14 protein-coding genes are annotated in these 19,973 nt (G+C 66.6%); 11 read left to right on the top strand and 3 right to left on the bottom strand.

All coding sequences use genetic code 11. The features are described 5' to 3' along the window. Nucleotides 1–233 precede the first annotated feature (233 nt). A complete protein-coding gene (locus tag ACH4U7_RS31380) occupies nucleotides 234–374 on the top strand; it encodes a hypothetical protein (protein WP_398531147.1) in 141 nt (46 codons plus the stop codon). 183 nt (nucleotides 375–557) lie between these two features. Continuing rightward, complete coding sequence (locus ACH4U7_RS31375) at nucleotides 558–1,979, top strand: non-reducing end alpha-L-arabinofuranosidase family hydrolase (RefSeq protein ID WP_398531146.1); 1,422 nt, start codon at nucleotides 558–560, stop codon at nucleotides 1,977–1,979. A 230-nt stretch (nucleotides 1,980–2,209) separates the two neighbouring features. On the opposite strand, the gene ACH4U7_RS31370 is transcribed toward ACH4U7_RS31375, so the two are convergent. Continuing rightward, nucleotides 2,210–2,863: a phosphotransferase gene (locus ACH4U7_RS31370; RefSeq protein ID WP_398531145.1), complete on the bottom strand. Its 654-nt coding sequence runs from the start codon at nucleotides 2,861–2,863 to the stop codon at nucleotides 2,210–2,212. 82 nt (nucleotides 2,864–2,945) lie between these two features. On the opposite strand from ACH4U7_RS31370, the gene ACH4U7_RS31365 reads away from it, so the two are divergent. The 5 genes from ACH4U7_RS31365 to ACH4U7_RS31345 all read left to right on the top strand — a co-directional run bounded on the left by ACH4U7_RS31365 (nucleotide 2,946) and on the right by ACH4U7_RS31345 (nucleotide 10,007). Then, entirely contained in the window at nucleotides 2,946–3,548 is a 603-nt protein-coding gene (locus ACH4U7_RS31365) for a hypothetical protein (RefSeq protein WP_398531144.1), read from the top strand. A 555-nt stretch (nucleotides 3,549–4,103) separates the two neighbouring features. Next, nucleotides 4,104–5,255 carry an ATP/GTP-binding protein gene (locus ACH4U7_RS31360; RefSeq protein WP_398531143.1) on the top strand — a complete coding sequence of 384 codons (1,152 nt, stop codon included), beginning with the start codon at nucleotides 4,104–4,106 and terminating at the stop codon, nucleotides 5,253–5,255. Continuing rightward, the gene (locus ACH4U7_RS31355) at nucleotides 5,252–6,091 is read left to right on the top strand and encodes an RloB family protein (RefSeq protein WP_398531142.1); all 840 of its coding nucleotides are present in this window, start codon (nucleotides 5,252–5,254) and stop codon (nucleotides 6,089–6,091) included. Before ACH4U7_RS31360 ends, ACH4U7_RS31355 begins: the two co-directional genes overlap by 4 nt. A gap of 132 nt (nucleotides 6,092–6,223) precedes the next feature. Further along, nucleotides 6,224–8,776, top strand: a complete 2,553-nt coding sequence (locus ACH4U7_RS31350) for an N-6 DNA methylase (protein WP_398531141.1) — start codon at nucleotides 6,224–6,226, stop codon at nucleotides 8,774–8,776. A 31-nt stretch (nucleotides 8,777–8,807) separates the two neighbouring features. Beyond that, nucleotides 8,808–10,007 (top strand): hypothetical protein, encoded by a 1,200-nt coding sequence (locus tag ACH4U7_RS31345; protein ID WP_398531140.1) that lies wholly within the window; start codon nucleotides 8,808–8,810, stop codon nucleotides 10,005–10,007. A 12-nt stretch (nucleotides 10,008–10,019) separates the two neighbouring features. Here the strand turns inward: ACH4U7_RS31345 and ACH4U7_RS31340 are convergent, their stop codons facing one another. Continuing rightward, on the bottom strand, nucleotides 10,020–10,217 hold the full coding sequence (locus tag ACH4U7_RS31340) for a DUF397 domain-containing protein (RefSeq protein ID WP_398531139.1): 198 nt from the start codon (nucleotides 10,215–10,217) through the stop codon (nucleotides 10,020–10,022). Nucleotides 10,218–10,229: 12 nt separating this feature from the next. Then, the gene (locus ACH4U7_RS31335) at nucleotides 10,230–11,084 is read right to left on the bottom strand and encodes a helix-turn-helix transcriptional regulator (RefSeq protein WP_398531138.1); all 855 of its coding nucleotides are present in this window, start codon (nucleotides 11,082–11,084) and stop codon (nucleotides 10,230–10,232) included. Between the two features lie 314 nt (nucleotides 11,085–11,398). On the opposite strand from ACH4U7_RS31335, the gene ACH4U7_RS31330 reads away from it, so the two are divergent. The 4 genes from ACH4U7_RS31330 (at nucleotide 11,399) to ACH4U7_RS31315 (ending at nucleotide 19,884) form a co-directional block, all read left to right on the top strand. Further along, nucleotides 11,399–11,860 carry an ATP-binding protein gene (locus ACH4U7_RS31330; RefSeq protein WP_398531137.1) on the top strand — a complete coding sequence of 154 codons (462 nt, stop codon included), beginning with the start codon at nucleotides 11,399–11,401 and terminating at the stop codon, nucleotides 11,858–11,860. Nucleotides 11,861–12,038: 178 nt separating this feature from the next. Continuing rightward, nucleotides 12,039–15,593 carry a type I restriction endonuclease subunit R gene (locus tag ACH4U7_RS31325; protein ID WP_398531136.1) on the top strand — a complete coding sequence of 1,185 codons (3,555 nt, stop codon included), beginning with the start codon at nucleotides 12,039–12,041 and terminating at the stop codon, nucleotides 15,591–15,593. A 149-nt stretch (nucleotides 15,594–15,742) separates the two neighbouring features. Then, nucleotides 15,743–19,144, top strand: coding sequence for a hypothetical protein (locus ACH4U7_RS31320; protein ID WP_398531135.1), 3,402 nt, complete (start codon nucleotides 15,743–15,745; stop codon nucleotides 19,142–19,144). After that, a complete protein-coding gene (locus tag ACH4U7_RS31315) occupies nucleotides 19,141–19,884 on the top strand; it encodes a M48 family metallopeptidase (RefSeq protein ID WP_398531134.1) in 744 nt (247 codons plus the stop codon). Before ACH4U7_RS31320 ends, ACH4U7_RS31315 begins: the two co-directional genes overlap by 4 nt. Nucleotides 19,885–19,973 lie beyond the last annotated feature (89 nt).

The raw sequence follows: 19,973 nt of genomic DNA, 5'->3' as shown, positions 1-19,973 counted from the left end.
AATCGGGACAACTGGGCTGCCTGGCACGCCCGATCAGGCTCCGCGGTCTTGACGGCGAGTGCCACCTGATGCAGTTTATGTTTCTGGCGCATCACGAGAAACTTTCCTTTACGTACGGCATTTGCGAGGACGCACGAGGACGGCCGGTCGACGGTCGGATCCAGTACCGCCCAGTTCTTCGCCAAGGCGCGAATTGCTGCCTTGTCCCCCTCACGCGAGGAGAGTGGTCTTCCATGTCCTGGCTCTCTGCGGAGCCTCCTCTCCGCCCGGTCTTCACGGTGGTCACCGGTTCGATCGCCGACGAGGTCCCGGCCGGCGGCCGGCACCAGGTCCGCGGTCCGTACCGCCGACGCCCTGAGGGCGCGGGTGGCTGAGCACCGGTACTGATCCGGTACGACGGTGGCAGCCGGGGATCCGCATCCGCAGCGTCCCGCGTGGGCCCCCGGTCTCTGGCCCGGTGCCCACGGACCGCCGCGCACCGCACCACATCGACAGTCCGGACAGCCTCTGACGGGGCCGGCCGGAAACCCGCTCACTCAAGGGAGCATGAGGTCCCCATGCGCAGATTGAGTTTCAGCCGCAGACGTATGTCTGTGGTGCTCGCAGCTACGGTTACGGCCCTGATCTCGTTGGCGGCGATGCTCGTCGCCAGCCCGGCTCAGGCGGCCACCAGCGGCGCCTTGCGCGGTGTCGGTTCCGGCCGGTGTCTCGATGTGCCGGGCGCCAGCCAGACCGAGGGCACGAACGTGCAGATCTGGGACTGCATCGGCGGGGCCAACCAGCAGTGGACGCTGACGGACAGCAACCAGCTGACCGTATACGGCAACAAGTGCCTGGACGTCCCGGGCCACGCCAACACGGCCGGTACCCGGCCGGTGATCTGGGCCTGTAACGGCGGTACGAACCAGCAGTGGCGGGTGAACGCCGACGGCACCGTCGTCGCCGTGGAGTCCGGGCTGTGCCTGGACGTGTCGGGCGGCGCTACGGCCAACGGCACGGCGGTGCAGCTCTGGTCGTGCAGCGGCACCAGCAACCAGAAGTGGACCGGCCTGTCCGGAGGGGGCGGCACGTGTTCCCTTCCGTCGACGTACCGGTGGTCCTCGACGGGCTCGTTGGCGCAGCCGGCGAACGGGTGGAACTCGCTGAAGGACTTCACCAACGTGGTGTACAACGGCAAGCACCTGGTCTACGGCTCGAACGTGTCAGGGGGGACGTCGTACGGCTCGATGGCGTTCAGTCCCTTCACGAACTGGTCGGACATGGCGTCGACCGGCCAGACCGGGATGAGCCAGTCCGCGGTGGCGCCCACGCTGATCTACTTCGCGCCCAAGAACATCTGGGTGCTGGCCTCCCAGTGGGGTGCCTCGCCCTTCATCTACCGCACGTCCAGCGACCCGACCAACCCCAACGGCTGGTCCTCCCCGCAGCCGCTGTTCACCGGCGGCATCCCCAACGGCGGCCCGCTCGACCAGACCCTGATCGCCGACGACAAGACCATGTACATGTTCTTCGCCGGCGACAACGGCAACATCTACCAGGCGAGCATGCCGATCGGGGACTTCCCGGGCAGCTTCGGCTCCTCGTACAAGACGATCATGACCGACACGACGGCCAATCTGTTCGAGGCACCGGAGGTCTACAAGGTCCAGGGCCAGAACCAGTACCTCATGATCGTCGAGGCAATGGGTGCCAACGGGCGCTTCTTCCGCTCGTTCACCGCCTCCAGCCTGAACGGTCCGTGGACCCCGCAGGCCGCCACCGAGTCCAACCCCTTCGCAGGCAAGGCCAACAGCGGTGCCACCTGGACCAACGACATCAGCCATGGTGACCTGGTCCGCACCAACCCCGACCAGACCAAGACCATCGACCCCTGCAACCTGCAGTTCCTCTACCAGGGCCTGTCCCCCGCCGCCGTCACCCCGGGCATGCCCTACAACGAGCTGCCCTGGCGGCCGGGCGTGCTGACCCTGCAACGCTGACCAACCCACGGTGATCGCTATGTGGTGCGGTCCGCCGACGCGTGGACGAGCGGTTTACGGCGTGGGCGACTTCACCCGCTGACCGATACTCACCGCCTTGAGGAACCCCAGCCGCGCGTCGGCCGGGGTTCCTCTCTTTCGTGGACTTTCCTCGTGGGTGCGGACCGAAGCCCGCCGACGCCACCGGAGATTTCACGTGGGCCCACACCTGTGCTCTCGTGTTCCCGGGGCTACTCCTGCCACCCCGCCGTCGCGATCGCGCGCTCCCGCCACAGCGTCACGGCCGGACCGTTCGGCTCCCAACGGTGGCAGAACTCCCGCAGGGACGCGCATCTGGCCAGCATGACGGCCCGGCGGACCGGCCAGGGCGGCACCGCGTCCCCGCCGTAGGCGCGGAAGAAGGCGTCGAGGGCGTGGCGGTGCCCGGGGTGATGCATCCGTACGATCCACTCGCACCAGGCCAGGTCCTCGACGGGGTCCCCGAGGTGGGCGAACTCCCAGTCGACCACGGCGGTGACCTGGAAGGTGACGGGGTCGAGCAGCACGTTGTTGGGCCCGTAGTCGCCGTGCACCAACACCTGGCCCTTGTCACGGGCGCCCATCCCATGGATGCGGCGCAGCAACTCCCCGCACGCCTCCAGGACCTCCACGGCGTGTCCGGCGTCCAGCAGTTCCTGGCCGGGCACGCCGGGCATGAACCCGAGCGTGAGGGTGCCGGTGTCGGCCGCGTGTACGGGTGGCACAGGGAGTCGTCCCTGGAGTCGGATCAACAACCTGCGCTCACGGTCGAGCCTGAGCTCGGCGTCCGGACCTTCGTAGGTCTTCTTCACGACGGCTCCGTCGCCGAGGGTGCGGTTGGTGTAGCCGTGCTTCAGCGGACGCATCCCTCGATGATCAGTCACGGGCCGGTATGCCGCCACTCAAATCCGGGGCCGCCGCCGCCCTTGCCATGGCAGAGTCATGGCCATGCTGACCTCGACGCGTGAGCGGCGAAGACACCTCGCCGCGGTCGCTCTCCTCCTGGGGGCCGCCATATCCCTGACCGCCTGCGGCGAACAGCGCGGCACGGACCCGGCGGCCGGTGCCCCGGCCCCGCCCCCGAGTTCCAGCCCGAGTTCCCCCGGCGCCACCCCCTACGTGGAGCCCGGAGCGGGCGATGGCGCCCCCCACTACAACGAGAACAACGCCGGCCGCCGCCCCGGCGAGATGTCCGTCGACAGCGCGGAGGACGCCCGGAAGGAAGCCGCCCGCATCGAGCCCGTGCTCAGGCGGCTCTGGAAAGAGAAGAAGTGGGACGTCAAGAGCGTGCGCGCGGCGATGCTGGAGCTCGGGTACGAGGAGGAGCGGACCGGGGCCGGGGGCAAGCGGCTCGGTGGGACGCTCAGCGTGAGAGGAATGGAACCACGCTTCGAGACCGACCACTACGTGACGCCCGAGGGTGCCCGGGTCGGTCTGCGCGTCCATGACGACGCCTGTGTCACGGCCTTCGTACAGAAGACCAACTACCAGGTGCGGACGAACGGCCCGTACCCGGAGACCGGCTGCTTCGAGCCGCCCTTCGCCCACTGAGAGAACATCGGCGTAGATGTCCGCGGACAAAGCGCGTTGTCCGCCCGTCGACAGCCCCTGCGGCAACGAGATCGCGGAATCGACTCTGGCACCGGGCCCGGCCAACCGGCCGACCTTCACCTACTGCCGCTCCGGTGAGGGCACCCACAACAGCGGCATGAAGATGGACGCGCGACGCAACGGTGGTCATTGCCGCGATCTGCGGGATGACCGGCGGGCGAGCTGCTGCGGGAGCCGTGCCGGTGGCGGCAGGGGCGGCCAGGTGGCAGGCAAGCAGCCCGGGGTGGGGGCGGGGCGGCGTCAACTCCGGCTGACGTTGCTCTGGCGCATTCAGGGGCCTCGTCATAGGGTGTTTCGTGCGGGGTTCCCGCACGAAAGGGCGTAAGGCGGCAATCGAGGCACCGCCTCGCGAGGAGGATGGCCGTGCTGCTCAGCTTCCGGGTGGCCAATCACCGGTCGATCCGCGACGAACAAGAGCTTTCGCTGGTGGCGACTGAGTTCAACGAAGGCACCGGCCGAGAGACAAGTGCTCGATTTGAGGGCAAGCCTGTTTCTGTGCTGCCTGCGATCGGTATCTTCGGATCCAATGCTTCGGGGAAGTCCAACGCGCTGGCAGCCCTGCGGTTCATGCGCAAGGCCGTACTCGAGTCCTTCGCCGACTGGGCCAAGGAACCCGATATCCCTGCTCGCGAGCCCTTCGCGCTCGAACCCGCGGCCCGCGAGGAGACCAGCCTCTTCGAGGTCGAGCTGCTGCTGGGCCGTACCCCGACGCGCTACACCTACGGATTCGAGATCTCCGACGAGCGGGTCGAAGCGGAATGGCTGCACGCCTACCCCTCCGGGCGCCGCCAGATCTGGTTCGACCGCGAGGCCGGGCGGCTGGAGGACGAGGGTGGCGAATTCAAATTCCCCGGTAGCGGTCTGCGCGGCCGCAAGGACGAAATCACCGGCCTCACCAGGCCCAACGCCCTCTTCCTCACGGTTGCCGCCACTCTCAACCATCCACAGCTCTCCGCCGTACACCGCTGGTTCGTGGACAACTTGTGGCTGGTCACCTCCCACGCCGACGTGCCCGCCCGCACTCGCTGGACCCGAGAGCAGCTCAGCCGCCCGGACGCGGAGGGGAAAAAGCTGCGTGATCGTCTCACGCGGTTGCTCGCAGTCGCGGATCTCGGCATCACGGGGATGGACCGCGATCCCGACAGCGGTGAGGTGCGGCTGCTGCACCGGACGCCGGACGGAGGCTCGGCCCCCTTGGACTTCTGGAATCAGGAGTCTCTGGGCACTCACGCATGGTTCGCATTCCTCGGCCCTCTCTTCCACATCCTGGACCGTGGCGGCTCCCTCCTCGCCGATGAGCTGGACTCCAGCCTGCACCCGTTGCTCGCCGCAGAGGTGATTCGCCTCTTCCATGACGAGCAGGCCAACCCGCGGACCGCGCAGCTCATCTTCACCACCCACGACGCGACCTTGCTCGGCAACGCGACAGCCCAGCGTCCGCTCGACCGGGACCAGGTGTGGATCACGGTCAAGAGCAAGGGAGGGGAGACCGAGCTGTATCCGCTGACCGCGGCGAAGGCCCGCCGCGACGAGCATCTTGAGCGGCGGTATCTCCGAGGCCACTATGGAGGGATTCCCCAGCTGATCACAGGGGAGATCGCGCACGAGCTGGCCCGGGTGGAAGAGGAGCTGAAGGCGACAGCGTGAGCAGGGGGCGGAAGGCACAACAGGACAATGGCGGGCGACGCAGGAGGCGCCGCGATCCGGGGGCGCCGGCCCGGTCGCCACGCGGTCCGGTCGGCGCGTACGGGGACAGGGCCGAGCGGGTCATCTACATCGCACACGAGGGCGAGAAGACCGAGAAGGAATACCTTCGGCTGCTGGAGCGCACCTACCGCACCCGTGAGGGCAAGCGCTCCTTCAGATTCGCCCTGTTTGGAGAGGCGGGCGGCTTGCGGCCGATGGCGACGGTCGACCGGGTGTTGGAAGAGGCCGAGCCGCATGACGAGAAATGGGTTTTCTTCGACCGGGACGCAGCGGACAACCGTGACACCGAGATCCCGCAGGCCATGCGCAAGGCCGCCAAGAACGGCGTGCAGGTGGTCCTCTCGCACCCGTCCTTCGAGCTGTGGCTGCTGCTCCACTTCCAGCTCTGGACCAGCCAGGAAAGCGGTCTCGACAGCAAGGTCAAAGACAGGCTCCGCCAGCACAAGGACGCCAAGGGCTTCGAGGACTACGACCAGGCGTCCGGCGACCGGGGCAAAGGCATCGACGGCAAGCGGGCGGAGTCACTGCTCGCCTCCGGCCGTGTGAAAACCGCCATCCGCAATGCCCGCAAGCTGGTGAAGGCGTGCCAATACGGGCAGTGCAAGGCCGAGGTCGCCGACAGTATGGACGCCGACAAGCCGAACAAGTCCGAGTCGTACGAGGAGTGGACGAGACGCAGCGGGCACGCCGGCGGATGCGACCCACTCAAGCGTGACCCGTCCACCGATGTGTGGCGGCTGCTCGCCGCGCTAAAGATCGACGGCGAGGACGAGTGATGGATGCGGTGAGTATGAGACGGCGACACGCCGACGCGTCGGCGTGTCGCCGTCTCATACTCACCGCAAAATCTCCGCGCCCATGCGTCTAGGCTCTAGCCCAGACTCTCCGAAGCGACGAAGGAACCGTGCGTGGCCAGAATCACCCTGCCCCAGCTGGAGCGGCATCTGTTCTCCGCCGCCGACATCCTGCGCGGCCGGATGGATGCCTCGGAGTACAAGGACTACATCTTCGGGATGCTGTTCCTGAAGCGCAGCTCGGACGAGTTCCACCCGCAGTGGCGGCGCGTCCACGAGGAGGCTCTGGCACGTACGGGGGATGAGGACAAGGCCCTCGCCCGTGCGAACGACCCGGACTCGTACCGCGATCTCTACGTTCCGCCGCGGGCCCGGTGGTGGGCCGGGCCTCACCACGACCCCGAGTACCCCGACTCCCCGGCGCCCGGTATCTCCCGCCTCACGTCGAAAGTGGGCGAGGGGCTGAACCAGGCGCTTAAGGCCCTGCAGGACGAGAACGGTGACCAGTTCGCGGGAGTCGCCGCGCACATCGACTTCAACGGGATGGTGGGCACCCGTACCCGGTTCACCGACAATGAGCTGCGCTCGCTGATCAGGCACTTCTCGCTGTACGAGCTGCGCAACGAGGACTTCGAGTTCCCCGACATGCTGGGGGCGGCATACGAGTACCTGATCGGCCGGTTCGCCGACTCGGCCGGCCAGCGCGGCGGTGAGTTCTACACCCCGCGGTCGGTGGTCCGGATGATGGTGCGGCTGGTCGATCCGCAGCCGGGCGACACGGTCTACGACCCGTGCGCGGGGTCGGGCGGCATGCTGATCGCGGCGAATGAGTACGTGGAGGAGCACGGCGGCGACACCCGGGAACTGATGGTCTGCGGCCAGGACAAGAACGGCGCCTCGTGGTCCATGGCGACCATGAACATGCTGCTGCACGGCATCCGTGAATTCGACCTCAGGCACGGCGACACGCTGGCCGAGCCGCTGCACCTGACCGAGGACAAGCGGCTGCGGAAATTCAGCAAAGTGCTGTCGAACCCGCCTTTCTCGCTGAACTACGACGCGGCGCAGGTCGCCAAGGCGGATGAGGACCACGGCCGGCGGATGCTGGACTGGACACCGGAAGGCGGCAAGAAGGCCGACCTGATGTTCGTCCAGCACATGGTGGCGGTGCTGGAGGAAGAGGGCGTGGCCGCCACGGTCATGCCGCACGGTGTGCTGTTCCGGGGTGGTGCGGAGCGGGACATCCGCGAGCGGTTCCTGAAGGCCGACGTGATCGAGGCTGTGATCGGTCTGGGCCCGAATCTGTTCTACGGCACGGGTATTCCAGCGTGCATCCTGGTCCTGCGGCGGCCGGGGCGGAAGCTCGGAAAGCGTGCGGGGAATGTGTTGTTCATCAACGCGGACCGGGACTTCGTGGCGGGCAGGAACCAGAACGAGTTGGGTCCGGAGCACGCGGAGAAGATCGTCGCGACGTTTGGCAAGTGGCGGGAGATCGAGGGCTATTCGCGGATCGTGCCGAAGGAGGAGCTGCTCGAGTCTGAAGCGAACCTCAACATCCGGCGCTGGGTGGACAACTCCCCGCCTGCCGAGCCGCAGGATGTGCGGGCGCATCTGTACGGCGGCGTGCCCAAGGTCGAGATTACGGCGAAGGCTGAGCTGTTCGACGCGTACGGGGTGGAGGCGGACAAGCTTTTCGCCGAGCGGGAGGGCCCTGACGAGGCGTATGTCGACTTCCTGCCGGAAGGCGCGGAGGCGACGGCGGCACGGATTCCCGAGCTGACGGCGGAGAAGGAAGAGCGTCTACGGAAGGCGTATGGCGAGTGGTGGGAGGGGCACTCGGGGGAGTTCGCCGAGTTGTCCTCTCATCGGCGCCTGATGAAGCTGCGGGATTCGCTGCTGGGCAGTTTCACGAAGGCAGTGGGTGGTGCGGGCGTCATCGACGAATACACCACGGACGGGATCATCGCCGACTGGTGGATGGGCAACCGCTACGACCTGAAGGCGCTGGCGGCGGGTGGCTTCGACCGGGTGCTGGAGGGCTGGGTCGACTCTGTGGAGGCCATGGTCGAGCCCGCCACGCCGGGAGACGGCGGCCGGGCGGTGAGCGTTTCGGCTGCTGACCGGCGAAGGGCGATGGACCAGCCGGTGGTGCGGCAGCTGATCCCGGAGTTTCTGGATGAAGTCGCGCGGGCGGACGCTGCTTTGGCGGACGCGGACGCGGCGTACAAGACGGCGCTGGAGGCGGTGGCGGAGGCCAAGGGGGACGGCGGCGAGGAGGACGGTGATGAGGCCGCACCGGCCTCGTCCTCGGCCGAGCCGGAGGAGATCGCGCGCCTGGAGTCGGTCGCCGCGCAGCGGAAGAAGGAGCGCGTGGCGGCGTCCAAGAAACGGAAGGACTTGGACAAGCGCTTCCTGAAGGATCTGCGGGCTGCGGCGGATGTGGTGATGGCTGCTGGTGAGGCGGAGGGTGTGGTGCTGGCGGTGCTGGAGCAGGATCTGGCAGGGCGGTTGGACGCGGCGGTCGCGGCCGGGCGGCGGGAGTTGATCGCGGTCTTCCGACGATGGGTTGAGAAGTACGCGGTGTCGCTGACGAAGCTGGAGGCGGAGAGCGACAGTGCGGCGGGGGAGTTGGCCGAGGTGTTGAGGGGGCTTGGTTATGCGCGATGAGGCTCTCCAGTCTCATGGTCGAAAAGCTCGGATGCTGAAACCGCTGGGGTCATTGCTGCGCGACATCGAGACAGGCTGGAGCCCAGCTTGCGAGGCATACCCGCCAGCGGATGACGAATGGGGCGTCATTCGCGTGAGTGCGGTGACATCCGGCCGGTTCGCCCCGGCAGAAGCGAAGCGGCTCCCGTTGAATCTTCAGCCTAGACCTTCGTTGGAGATCCGTTCGGGAGACGTGCTGATCGCGCGAGCCAATGGTGCCCGCTCGCTGGTCGGGGTGGCTTGCAGGGTCGGTGAGACGCGTCCGAAGCTTATGCTGTCGGACAAGATTCTCCGCCTGGTTCCTGATCCTGGAGTTGTCGATCCGGAATTTCTTGTCATGCTGATCTCGTCAGATGATGTCAGACAGCAGATCGGAAACTTGTTGAACGGCGGTAGCGGGCAAAATAATATTTCGCAGGCTGACGTCCGAGGCATCCTTGTCCCTGACGTACCGCTCGCAGAACAGCGTCAGGTCGTTGCCGCTCACGCCGCCTTCGAACAACGTATCGCTACACTAGAACGCGTCGTGGCGAAACGTATTGTGATGCGAGACGCTCTGATTGAGCGACTATTCGCAAAGTCCGCGTTGGGTCTGACGTGCCTAGGGTCTGTGAGCCAATCAATTGCGGCAGGCATCACCCTCGGATCACACCGCGTGCCCCGGCAGAATCCGACAGGCTACCTGCGGGTCGCCAATGTGCGAAAAGGGTGGATCGACCTCGGCGATGTCGCCGCCTTGGAGGCAGAGGAGCGGGACCGCCCTCGATATCAACTGGCTACCGGGGACGTTCTGGTCGTGGAAGGTCACGCGGATCCAGACCAGATCGGGCGGAGCGCTGTGGTAAGCGAGCGAGAGAGTGGTCTCCTCTATCAGAACCACCTTTTCAGGCTGCGCTTCAATGATGTGTTGCCCGATTTTGCGGTGCTCTGGCTTAATTCATCTGCCGTCCGTGGTTACTGGCAGTCGCGCTGTGCAACAAGTTCCGGCTTGTATACCATCAATTCCCGACTGCTATCGGATGTCCCCTTCGCTCGTGCTGGCTTGGCCACGCAGCAGCGCATTGTGGAGGCGCATCACGCTGCGAACCGTTCGGTTGAAGGGTTGCGGCGACAGATCGATAAGCTGCGTGTGGTGCAGCACGGTTTTACCGAAGACTCCATCAACGGTGTGGCGTGTCTGCCGCAACCCTAACCGTGGTGGGTGTCAGCCCCGCGGCACGTCCAAGCGCCCAGCTTTCAGTCCGAGAACGAACGCGCGGAGGGTGTCCCGATTGGCTGTGATGAGGACATCCGGTTCAGAGCTCTCTCGCATGGCTATGACGTCGCCGTTGGCGGCCACCTCTATGCAGTTGTTGCCGCCCCCACCACAGAAGGACGAACGCTGCCAGACGTACTCGTGCACTGCTAGCTCCTCTCACATCTCACGGGCGATGGACCGGATGAGCTTCTGAGACTCGTCGGCGGGAAGCGCGGATCTCTCCATCAAGTCCAGCAGTGCACGATAGTTGACGATTGGGGTGGGGGAGTCAACGAAGTTAGGTCCGTACGCTGAGTCCAGCTGAACCGTGTCGAGCTGAGAGACGGCTCCCTCCGCGTAGAGGACGGACTGCCCGGCGCCGTGAAAGCTTCCTGCTCTGAACGGGATGATCAACAGCGTCACGTTGTCGCGGTCGGCGGAATCGGCCAGGTATTCAAGTTGCGACCGGGCCACTTCGCGGCCACCGAACTGCATACGTAGTGCCGCTTCGTGGATAATGCCAAGGTAGGGGGTGGGGTGCTCCCGGTCGAAGATACTTTGACGCGCGAGGCGATGAGCGACACGCAACTCGATCTCAAGACGTGGAAGTTTGGGCACTACAAGATCGAAAAGCGCTCGGGCGTGATCCTCGGTCTGTAGCAGACCAGGCAGGTGCACCGTCTGCGCCGTGCGGATCCGTCTCGCGTAGTGCTCGATCTCGGAGATGTCTAGGAATCCGTCCGGCAGCTTGCCCTTGTATTCCTGCCACCAGTGCTCGTTCCGGCGGCTGCCCGTCATCGAAGCCAATGCGTCGACAAGCTCTTCATCCGCACATCCGTAATTGCAGGCGAGCTGGCGGACCCGCTCTTCGCTTAGTCGGGTACGCGCAGCTTCCACGTTCGAGACCATCGTCCGGTCCGCGCCGAGCATGGCGGCTGCCTGCTGGATGGAGATGCCCGCCTGTTCGCGCATGCGCCGGAGTTCCACCGCGAGGCGGCGCTGGCGGTAAGTCGGGGCACTTCTTGGCGACATGAATCCTCTTTCTTGCTATGCGTGGACAGTCTGGCAGGGCGTCGAGGTGTGGTCCACTGAGTCGGACTTCGATTCACTCGTTTGTGTTTGGCGACTCATAAGTTACTCGCAATGGTCTACGTTGTGAGGCAGGCCACTCACTCCGCCCCGCCGCCCCGCGACGGAAGCGCACCGTTCCCCTGCCCGGAGGGGCGAACGGCACTGACACCGTTGCGACACGGACCCCCAGAGACAACGAGCGGCGGCGGGGCCCACACCGCGTACCGAACCAGAAACCACGTACCGCGAACGAACACCGCCACCGGAGGTGCCGCGTGACCCCGTTTCCGCCACCGCTGCTGTTCACCGAGCCCTGGGAGTACGAGCTCCGCTTCCCCCGAGACCCGCGCGGCCCCGGGATCGTACGGGCCACCCTGCACGCCGTACTGACCGCGCACGGCCTGCGTGAACTCGTCGAGCAGGCGTCGCTGCTGACGACCGAGCTGACCACCAACTCCGTCCGCTACTCCGACAACTGCGCCTGCGTACGGCTCCTCTGGCTCCACCCCGTCCTCCGGGTCAGCGTCACGGACGCGAACCCGGAGCTGCCAGAGCCGCTCAAGCCGTCGGACGATCTGGACAGCGGCCGCGGGCTGTTCATTCTCGACGTTCTCGCCGACCGGTGGGGCGGCTGCGCCATCGGTGAGGAGCCGTTCGGGCTCGGCGGCAAGACGCTGTGGTTCGAACTGTCCTGGGGAGGGCCCCCGCCGGTGCCGGCTCCGGCGCTCGCCAGCTGACCCCGGCTGACTCGAAGGCCTGCCGCCACAACCCCACCCGGCCACCCTCGCCAACCGTCGTGCCACTCCTGCGGATCGGCCCCAACCAGGGGTAGGGTTCCGGGTACTTGTCTTCAGGGAGACGTGCGGGACGTACGACGCGACGGGCGAACGAGACGGCGGCGGGGAGAGACCGGTAGTGGGGCAGCCGGAGTACGAGATGGTGGAGCGGCCGCTGATCGGGCAACTGGTCGCCATGGGGTGGGCACATCTTCAGGGCGCACCACCTGGCGAGCCCGCCCACCATCCCGAAGCCAGTGAACGCCACAGCTTCGCTCAAGTCGTCTACGAAGACCGGTTCCGCGAGGTCGTACGCCGCATCAATCCCGGCCCGGATGGCGAACCGTGGCTCAGCGACGCCCAGCTGAACCAGATTCTCGCCATCGTGCTCGGCACCGCCCCCGGCTACGCCGAACGCGGCGTGGCCGGGAACCTCGCCGTGACCGACCTGCTCCGCAACGGGATTCCGTCCCGCATCCTGCTGGGCTGGCACAAGGAGCTACCGGAGACGGTCCGGTTGGTCGACTGGGACGGCGAGTGCGACCCCGGCAACGACTTCCTCGCCGTCTCGCAGTTTCGGGTTGAGCGACGCGGGGAGGACTCGCTCACCCCCGACCTGGTGTTGTTCGTCAACGGCCTGCCCTGGGTGGTCATCGAGTGCAAGGCACCCTCGCCCCTGGGGCTCGACCTCGCCGTCGACCAGGTGCTCGACGCGGCGGGTGCTGCGGCAGAGGCCCCCGTGGCGGAATTCGTCCGCTTCGGGCAGATCCTGATCGGCACCGACCGCGAGAGTGCTCAGCTCGGTACGGTCACCGCCGAACCGAAGCACTTCGCTTACTGGCGTACGGTCGCGCCCGCTACCGAGGCGCAGGTACGCGACGAGGTGGGAAAGCCGGACAGGAAGCACGACCTGACCGCACAGGAAGTGCTCGCCGCCGGAGTGCTCAGACCCGCCCATCTGCTCTCCCTCGTACGGGACTTCACCACGACCGCCGGTCAGGGGCCTCGTACGGTCAAGCTGGTCGCCCGCTACCCCCAGTTCCGCGCCGTGCACGAGTTGGCGCGCACGCTCAGGGCCCGGAAGCGGACGCTGGCGGCAGACAAGGACCCGGGCCACCGGGCCGGGGTGGTCTGGCATACGCAGGGCTCCGGCAAGAGCCTGACCATGGCCTTTCTGGTTCGGTGCCTGCGCAGCGACCCGGAGCTCGCGGGGCACAAAGTCGTGGTGATCACCGACCGGATCGATCTCGAACGGCAGATCACCGGCAGCCTGGTCAGCGCGAGCGACGAGAGCGTGCACCGTTCGTCCAACGTGAACCAGGCCCGCCAGTACCTGGCCGTCGACGTGCCCGACCTGGTCCTGGTGACGGTCCAGAAGGCCCGCAAGGACGACGACGCGGACGACGGCAGCGAGGAGAAGCTCAGCGAGAGCCCGGAGGAACAGAAGATCCACAACCGGGTGGCGAACCCCGGCCACGAGATCGTTGTCCTCGTCGACGAGGCACACCGCTCGCACGGTAGCTGGCAGCACGCCCGGCTGCGCGCGATGCTGCCGAACGCCGCGATGGTCGGGTTCACGGGTACCCCGATCATCAGCGGCGCGGCCAAGCGCACCCGGGAGATCTTCGGCGACTTCGCCGACACCTACACCCTGCGCGATGCCGAGACGGACGGTGCCGTCGTGCCGGTGCGCTACGAGGCGTACAGCGTGCCGATGGAAGTGGTGCGGCAGGCCGTGCTGGATGCGGAGTTCGACGAGCAGGTGCCCGCCGATCCCGAGCAGCGGGAGAAGGTGCTGCGCCGCTTCGCCCGCCGCAAGGAGATACTGGAAGCGCCGAGCGTGATCGGCGCGAAGGCCGCGCATATGCTGCGGCACTGGGCCAAGACGGCGATGCCGGACGGGTTCGGGGCGCAGGTCGTGACGGTTTCCCGGCTGGCCGCTGTGCGCTACCGCGAGGCGCTGCTCGCGGCGCGGGACGGGCTGCTGGCCGAGCTGGAGGCCATCGAACCGGACCTGGCGTACGACCCGATGGCCCATGAGTACCTGACCGAGGAGCAGCAGGAACTGCTCTATCTGCTGCCGCACCGAGCTCTCCTGGCCTCGATCGACGCGGCCGTGGTGATCTCCGAGGCGGCGTCGGGACGCAAAGATCCCAAGGAGTGGCGGGCCTGGACCGCCAGATCCCATCAGCAGGAGCACATCGAGCGGTTCAAGCGTGGTACCGACGCCGTACGGGGACAAGCGCCCGCAGAGCCGTGGGAAGCGGAAACCCATGGGGCCCCGTCGTGGAACCCGGGCCCGGGGGCGGGCGGGGGCACGGCGGTCGGCGAGGCCTGGCATCAGGAGAAGCCGGCGGCGGAGCGGGAGGAGGCCGAAGCCCCGAAGGGCTCCGAGGTTTCGGAGCCCCTGGCTTTTCTGGTGGTGAAGTCGATGCTGCTCACCGGTTTTGACGCCCCGGTGGAACAGGTGCTCTACCTCGACCGCGCGATCTCGGGTGTCGAACTGCTTCAGGCCATCGCCCGTACCAACCGCCCGTATCCCGCGAAGGAGTGGGGCCAGGTGGTCGACTACGTCGGCATTGGCCCAGAGCTGGGCAAGGCCCTCGGGGAGTACGACACGGCGCATCTGCGCGAGGTGTACGGGTACCAGCAGCCCACTGTGGAGCACCTTCAGGAGGACTACCGGGGCGAGCAGCCGACATCCGAGCGGCCTTGGCTGCAGACGGACGCCGCCGCCGACGAGCTCCTGCGGGATCTGCACTCCAAGGTCCAGGGTTTCGTGACCGCTCATAGCGGCGGCTCGCTCACCGACGACCGGCAGCGTGAGGATCTGTTGGCGGAGCTCGCCGACCCGCTGCTGCGAGCGGAGTTCGACAGTCTCGTACGGGACTTCCTCACCGCGCTCAACGCGGTGCTGCCCCGGCCGGAGGCACTGAAGTACGAGGACGTCGCCCGGCAGCTCGGTGTGGTCCAGTACCTGGTTCGGCGGCGGTATCTGGACGGGCACGACCAGTTCAGCCCGCGCCGCTATGGCGCGAAGGTCCGGGGACTGATCTCACGTCACCTGGCGGTGTCGGGCATCCAGGTGCGGATACCTCCGGTGAAGATCACCGAGCCGGACTTCATGGAGAAGGTCCGGGCGAATACCGATCCGCGGGCCAGGACGTCGTATATGGCGGGATCGCTGCGGCTGCACATCACCGCCCGGCTCCGTTCCGACCCGGTGGTGTACGAGCGGTTCAGCGCCCGGCTGGAAAAGATCGTCCAGAGCATGACCGAGGACTTCGACAGGGCGGCATCCGCGATGGCCGAGCTGGTGGCCGAGGTCGAGGCCCACGAGGGGGAGGCGACGGGTGATGACGGCCCCCGCCTCGACCCATGGACGGAGGCGCCGGTCTACCGGACTCTGGTGCGGGCGCTCGAGGAGGCCGGACAGGTGCCGGGGCCTGAGGGTGTCGATCTGATGTGGGCCGCTCAGCTTCTTTCAGCCGACATAGCGGAACTCGTGCGGCCTCCCCAGTTCCCCACGCTCCCCGCCGCGCAGAACCGGGTGCGCAGGCAGCTCAGGCAGCGGTTGGAGGAGCGCTTCTCGCTGGATTGGGATGTGACCGGGCCTCTCGCCGGCCAGCTGCTGGATCTGGCTCTCAGCAGGCGTGAAGATTTTCTGCGCTATGGATCGCCTGGGCAGCGCTGAATCGTCGTCCAACCGGATTGGGTACTGTTCTTCCGATTCGTCTCTGGCAGTTGTCACGAGCGGGCGGAGTGGGCTGGCAGGGGAGGCCAGGGTTGGGGCGACCAGGTCGCGACCATGCGGAGAAGCCACTCGTCAGGCTCCTGTCCGCCATGGGCTGGCGCACCCACGAGTGCCTGCCCTCCGAGGCGGCCCTGGCCGAGGGGGTGTGCGAGGAGTGCTTCCGCCGTGCTGTACGTGGCATCAACCATGACGCACTTGGCAATCCGTGGCTGACCGACCGGCAGCTCGATTCCGTCTGGGCCACCGTGTCAGGCTCCCGCCGGGAGGCAGACCTTCGATACGCGCTGGCCGGGAACTTCGAGGTGGCCGGCATGCTTCGCGCCAGCCTGCCTGCCCGTCCCCTGCCGGGTTGGCACGCCGGCCTCCCGGAGACGGTGCGTCTTGTCGACTGGGAAGACGCCTTGAGAGGAAACGAATTCCGTGGCGTCCTACGGGCGGGCGACGGAGGGAGCCCGGCGGCCCCGATCGGCCCCGATCTGGTGTTGTTCGTCAACGGACTGCCGTGGGTGGTCGCCGCATACGAGCCGAGCGCGCGCGGCGTCATGGGCTATCTGATCGACCGGATCAGGAACTGCGCGGGATCTGGGGCTGCTCGGCCCACACCGGAATACCTGCGTTTTGGTCAGCTATTGGTGGCCATGGACTCCGAGGACGCGCGTCTGGGCACTGTGACCTCGGAGCCGGAAGGTTTCGCGACGTGGCGGACCGTGCGACCGGCCACCGATGAGCAGGTGTGGTCGGAACTCGGCAGTACGGAAGCACGTCCTTTGCGCCCGTGGGAAACCCTGGTCGCCGGAGCGCTACGTCCCCGGCATCTGCTGGACCTCATGCTGAATTGCGTCAGTGAGGAGCAGGAGCGGGGACTCCCCACGAAGTCCATCATCCGGTATCCGCAATTCCGGGCTGCCCACCGCGTGGTCGAGGTGCTGACGGAGCGCCTTCAGGGGGCGACCGAAGCGGGACGGGAGGCGGACAACCGGGCGGGGATCGTGTGGCACTTCGCGGACTCGGAGCGTGACCGGACCATGGGACTGGTGGTCCGTCGTCTACGCGCCCATCCCCGACTCTCCGGACACAAGGTCGTGGTGATCACCAACCGGGCTGGGCGAGCCTGGGAGCTGGCACGATGCCTCTCCAGTTGGGGGGAGAGCGCACGCGTTCCCGCGTCGGCGAGGCCGGCGGCTCAGCTCTTGGCGGTGGACACAGCCGATCTCGTCGTGATGACGATCCAGAAGCTGAATGCCATGGCGGTTCTCGCGGAGCGGTGGAGCGGCTTCGACAGTGCCCCCGCTGATCAGGGAGGTTATGGCCTTGCTCCATTGCTGAACTCCAGCCACCAGATCGTCGTCCTGGTGGATGACGCTCGTCGGATTTCCCGGCAATACATCTCGCTGCTGGCCGCGTTGCCCAACGCTGCGCTGCTCGGTTTCGTTGGATCTCCTGTCCCGAGGGCCGCACAGCGGGCCGTGAATGGAGTGTTCGGCCGTTACATCGACATCTATACGGCGAACGATGCGATATCCGACGGTGTTGTCTCCCCGCTCGTGTATGAGGCGTCCGAGGTCGGGACGCGCCTGGCCGAGATGGAGCTCCGGAAAGCGGATCAGGTGGGAGGCGAACCATTCGGAGCAATGTCAACCCGGGAAACCATGCGGGTTTATACCTGCCGTCGAGAGTTCCTGGAACGGCCGGAAGTGATCGAGGCCAAGGCCGCGCATATGCTGAAACGCTGGGCTGTGGGTGCCATGCGAGACGGGCACGGCGCCCAAGTCGTGGTCGCGTCCAGGCTCGCCGCCAGCCGGTACTGCGCCGCGTTAATCAAGGCGCGGGACCGGCTGATTGCTGAACTTGATGATATGAACCCGACGTTGGTGTACGACCCGGAGTTTCACGAATACGCCACCGAAGACGAAAAAATGCTGCTGGAGCTCCGGCAATTCCGGCACGTCCTCAAGTCGATCGACGTGGCGGCGCTCTTCTCGTCGACTCGATACGATCCCCCTGAATGGCGTCGGTGGACAGCCCCCTGGCGGCAGCAGGCGAACGCGATGAGTTTCCGGCGTGGGATCGCCGACGTGGTCCGTCGGCGGCAGCCCGATCCCTCCTGGGAAGCAGATCCGCATGGCTCCGCGTCGGAAGGCGATTGTGGCGGATCGCAGGACGACGGTGTCGCCCCACAAGTGGCTTTCATGGTGGTGTGCTCACGGATACTCTCCGCCGACAGCAGCCCGGAGGGACAGATGTTCTTCCTCGATCGACGGGTCACAGTCGACGAACTGCAGCAGATCATGAGGTTACGGAAACAGTCCTGGCCGGGGAGGGCTGGGCGTCCAGTGGTGAGCTACCTCGATGCTGGCTCGGCTGTCCACCAGCTACTTGACGGCTACGACAATGATCACCTGAAGGAGGTGCTGGGCGCGTCGGAATCTCCCGCAAGCCTTCTGATGAAGGATTCCGGGAGGGCTTCCAGTGAAGCGCTGTGGCGACTCCACGGGCGTATTCGCGATTTTCTGCGTGCCCACGGTATCAATCCCTCGTTCTCCAGCGAGCCGCATCGGGAGGATCTGCTTGCGGTGCTGGCCAATCCTCTCGTGCATGTGGAGTTCGCGGAACTCGTGCGAGAATTTCTGACTACTCTGAACTCGGTCATGCCTGGTTTCGAAGGCGAGCAGTACCAGGAGATCGCCGGATGGCTGGGTGTCATTCTCTTCCTGGCATGGCGGAGACATGCCTATGGCTTCCGGTACCTGATGCCGCCTTCGTATGGTGCCATCGTGGACGACCTGATCGAACAGCGTATGGAACAGGCGCGGACGCGTCAGGGCATTCCGCCGACGAAGGTCACCGCTCCGGACTTCCTGGAAAAGGTGCAAGCTCATGGCGATCCCCGCGCGCGGGTGGCCTATCTGACGGTGGCATTGCGATCACATATCGGGACCTGGCTTGGGACCGAGCCCATGAGACACGCGCGGTTCGTTGAGCGGCTGGAGAAGATCACCGGGCATACGGGTGATGGTGCTGATCGGATCACCGATCTCCTGATCTCCCTGATACACGACGTCCTCGCGGTAGAGCGGGGTTACCTTGATGACGTGTCGGAGCTCGATCCCAGCACAGAGCAGCTGGTCTACCGATTGCTGAAAGCCGCGGTCGAGGCGACCGGTCAGGTTCCGTATGTCTCGGATGATGCTGTGCGAGAGGCCACCCGTGGAGTGGTGAAGGACATCGCTCGCCTGGTCCGGCCAACGCATTTCCTGGTGCTCGCCGCCACACGGAACCGGGCACGCAGAGAGCTCAGGCAGCTGCTAGAGGCGCGCTTGGCGCTGGACTGGGAGGCGACGGCGCCACTGGCCGCGCGCCTGCTGGAGTTGGCGGTCGAATCGCGCGGGGAATTTCTGCGGCACGGAGAGGAGCGGTCGTCGCGCCAAGCGGGGCCCCGGGGCCCTGTGTTGGTCCGGATGTCGTCGCCAGGTGATACCAATGCCCCGTGAGGGCTTCCGTCCAGCAGGTGATCGCGTCTCTTCCGGTACCGGAGGAGTGGACGTGGCGGGTCGTCGTGCGCCCCAGGCGCCGCACCTTGGGAATTGATGTCGCACCGAACGGCGACGTGGTCTTCTCTGTGCCCGGGGACGCCGATCCGGACGCCGTGGCCGCCGCGGTACGGTCCAGGCTGCCGCGACTGGCGGAAGAGGTGAGACGACGGCAGGCGAGTGCCGTCGAGCCGGTCAAGAAGCTGGTTTCAGGCACTGAATTCCGCTATCTCGGCCGTCGTTATCGGTTGAAGCGGGTGAGGACCGGTGCCGACGGGGCAGTCCCCGATGTACGGCTCCACCAGGGGTGGCTTGAGCTGGCTTGGCCGGTTGACGCGGCGGAGGGGGGACGGCGCATCACCGAGTGGTATACGGCTCGAGGGAATCGCTGGCTGGCGGCCAGGATGCCGCCACTCGCCAAGAGGATCGGCGTGAGCCCGACAGGAGTGGTGGCCCGGGATACGGGTGACCGGTGGGGGGCGTGCGGGCCTGACGGGCTCATCGCCGTGCACTGGGCCGTGCTGCAGCTGGCCCCTGCCCTGGTCGACGTGGTCTTGGCCCATGAGCTCATCCACCTCACGGTGCCCGGCCATGGGGCAAGGTTCCGGTATCGGCGACGACTGGCGCTCCCGGACTTCGATGACCGGGAGAAGTGGTTCGCGGATGAGGTGGGTCGTTTGTGGCGAGGAGCGGTGCTGTAGCGACGGCGGGAAGCGAAGCTCCCACCGGCCTGCCGCGCAAGCCAGGGCGCGGATCCGGGGCGCTGTCGGACCCGGACCGTAGAGTGGCG

Source organism: Streptomyces sp. NPDC020845 (genome assembly GCF_044334165.1).
GTDB lineage: Bacteria > Actinomycetota > Actinomycetes > Streptomycetales > Streptomycetaceae > Streptomyces.
This window is presented reverse-complemented; position numbering and strand designations above follow the sequence as displayed.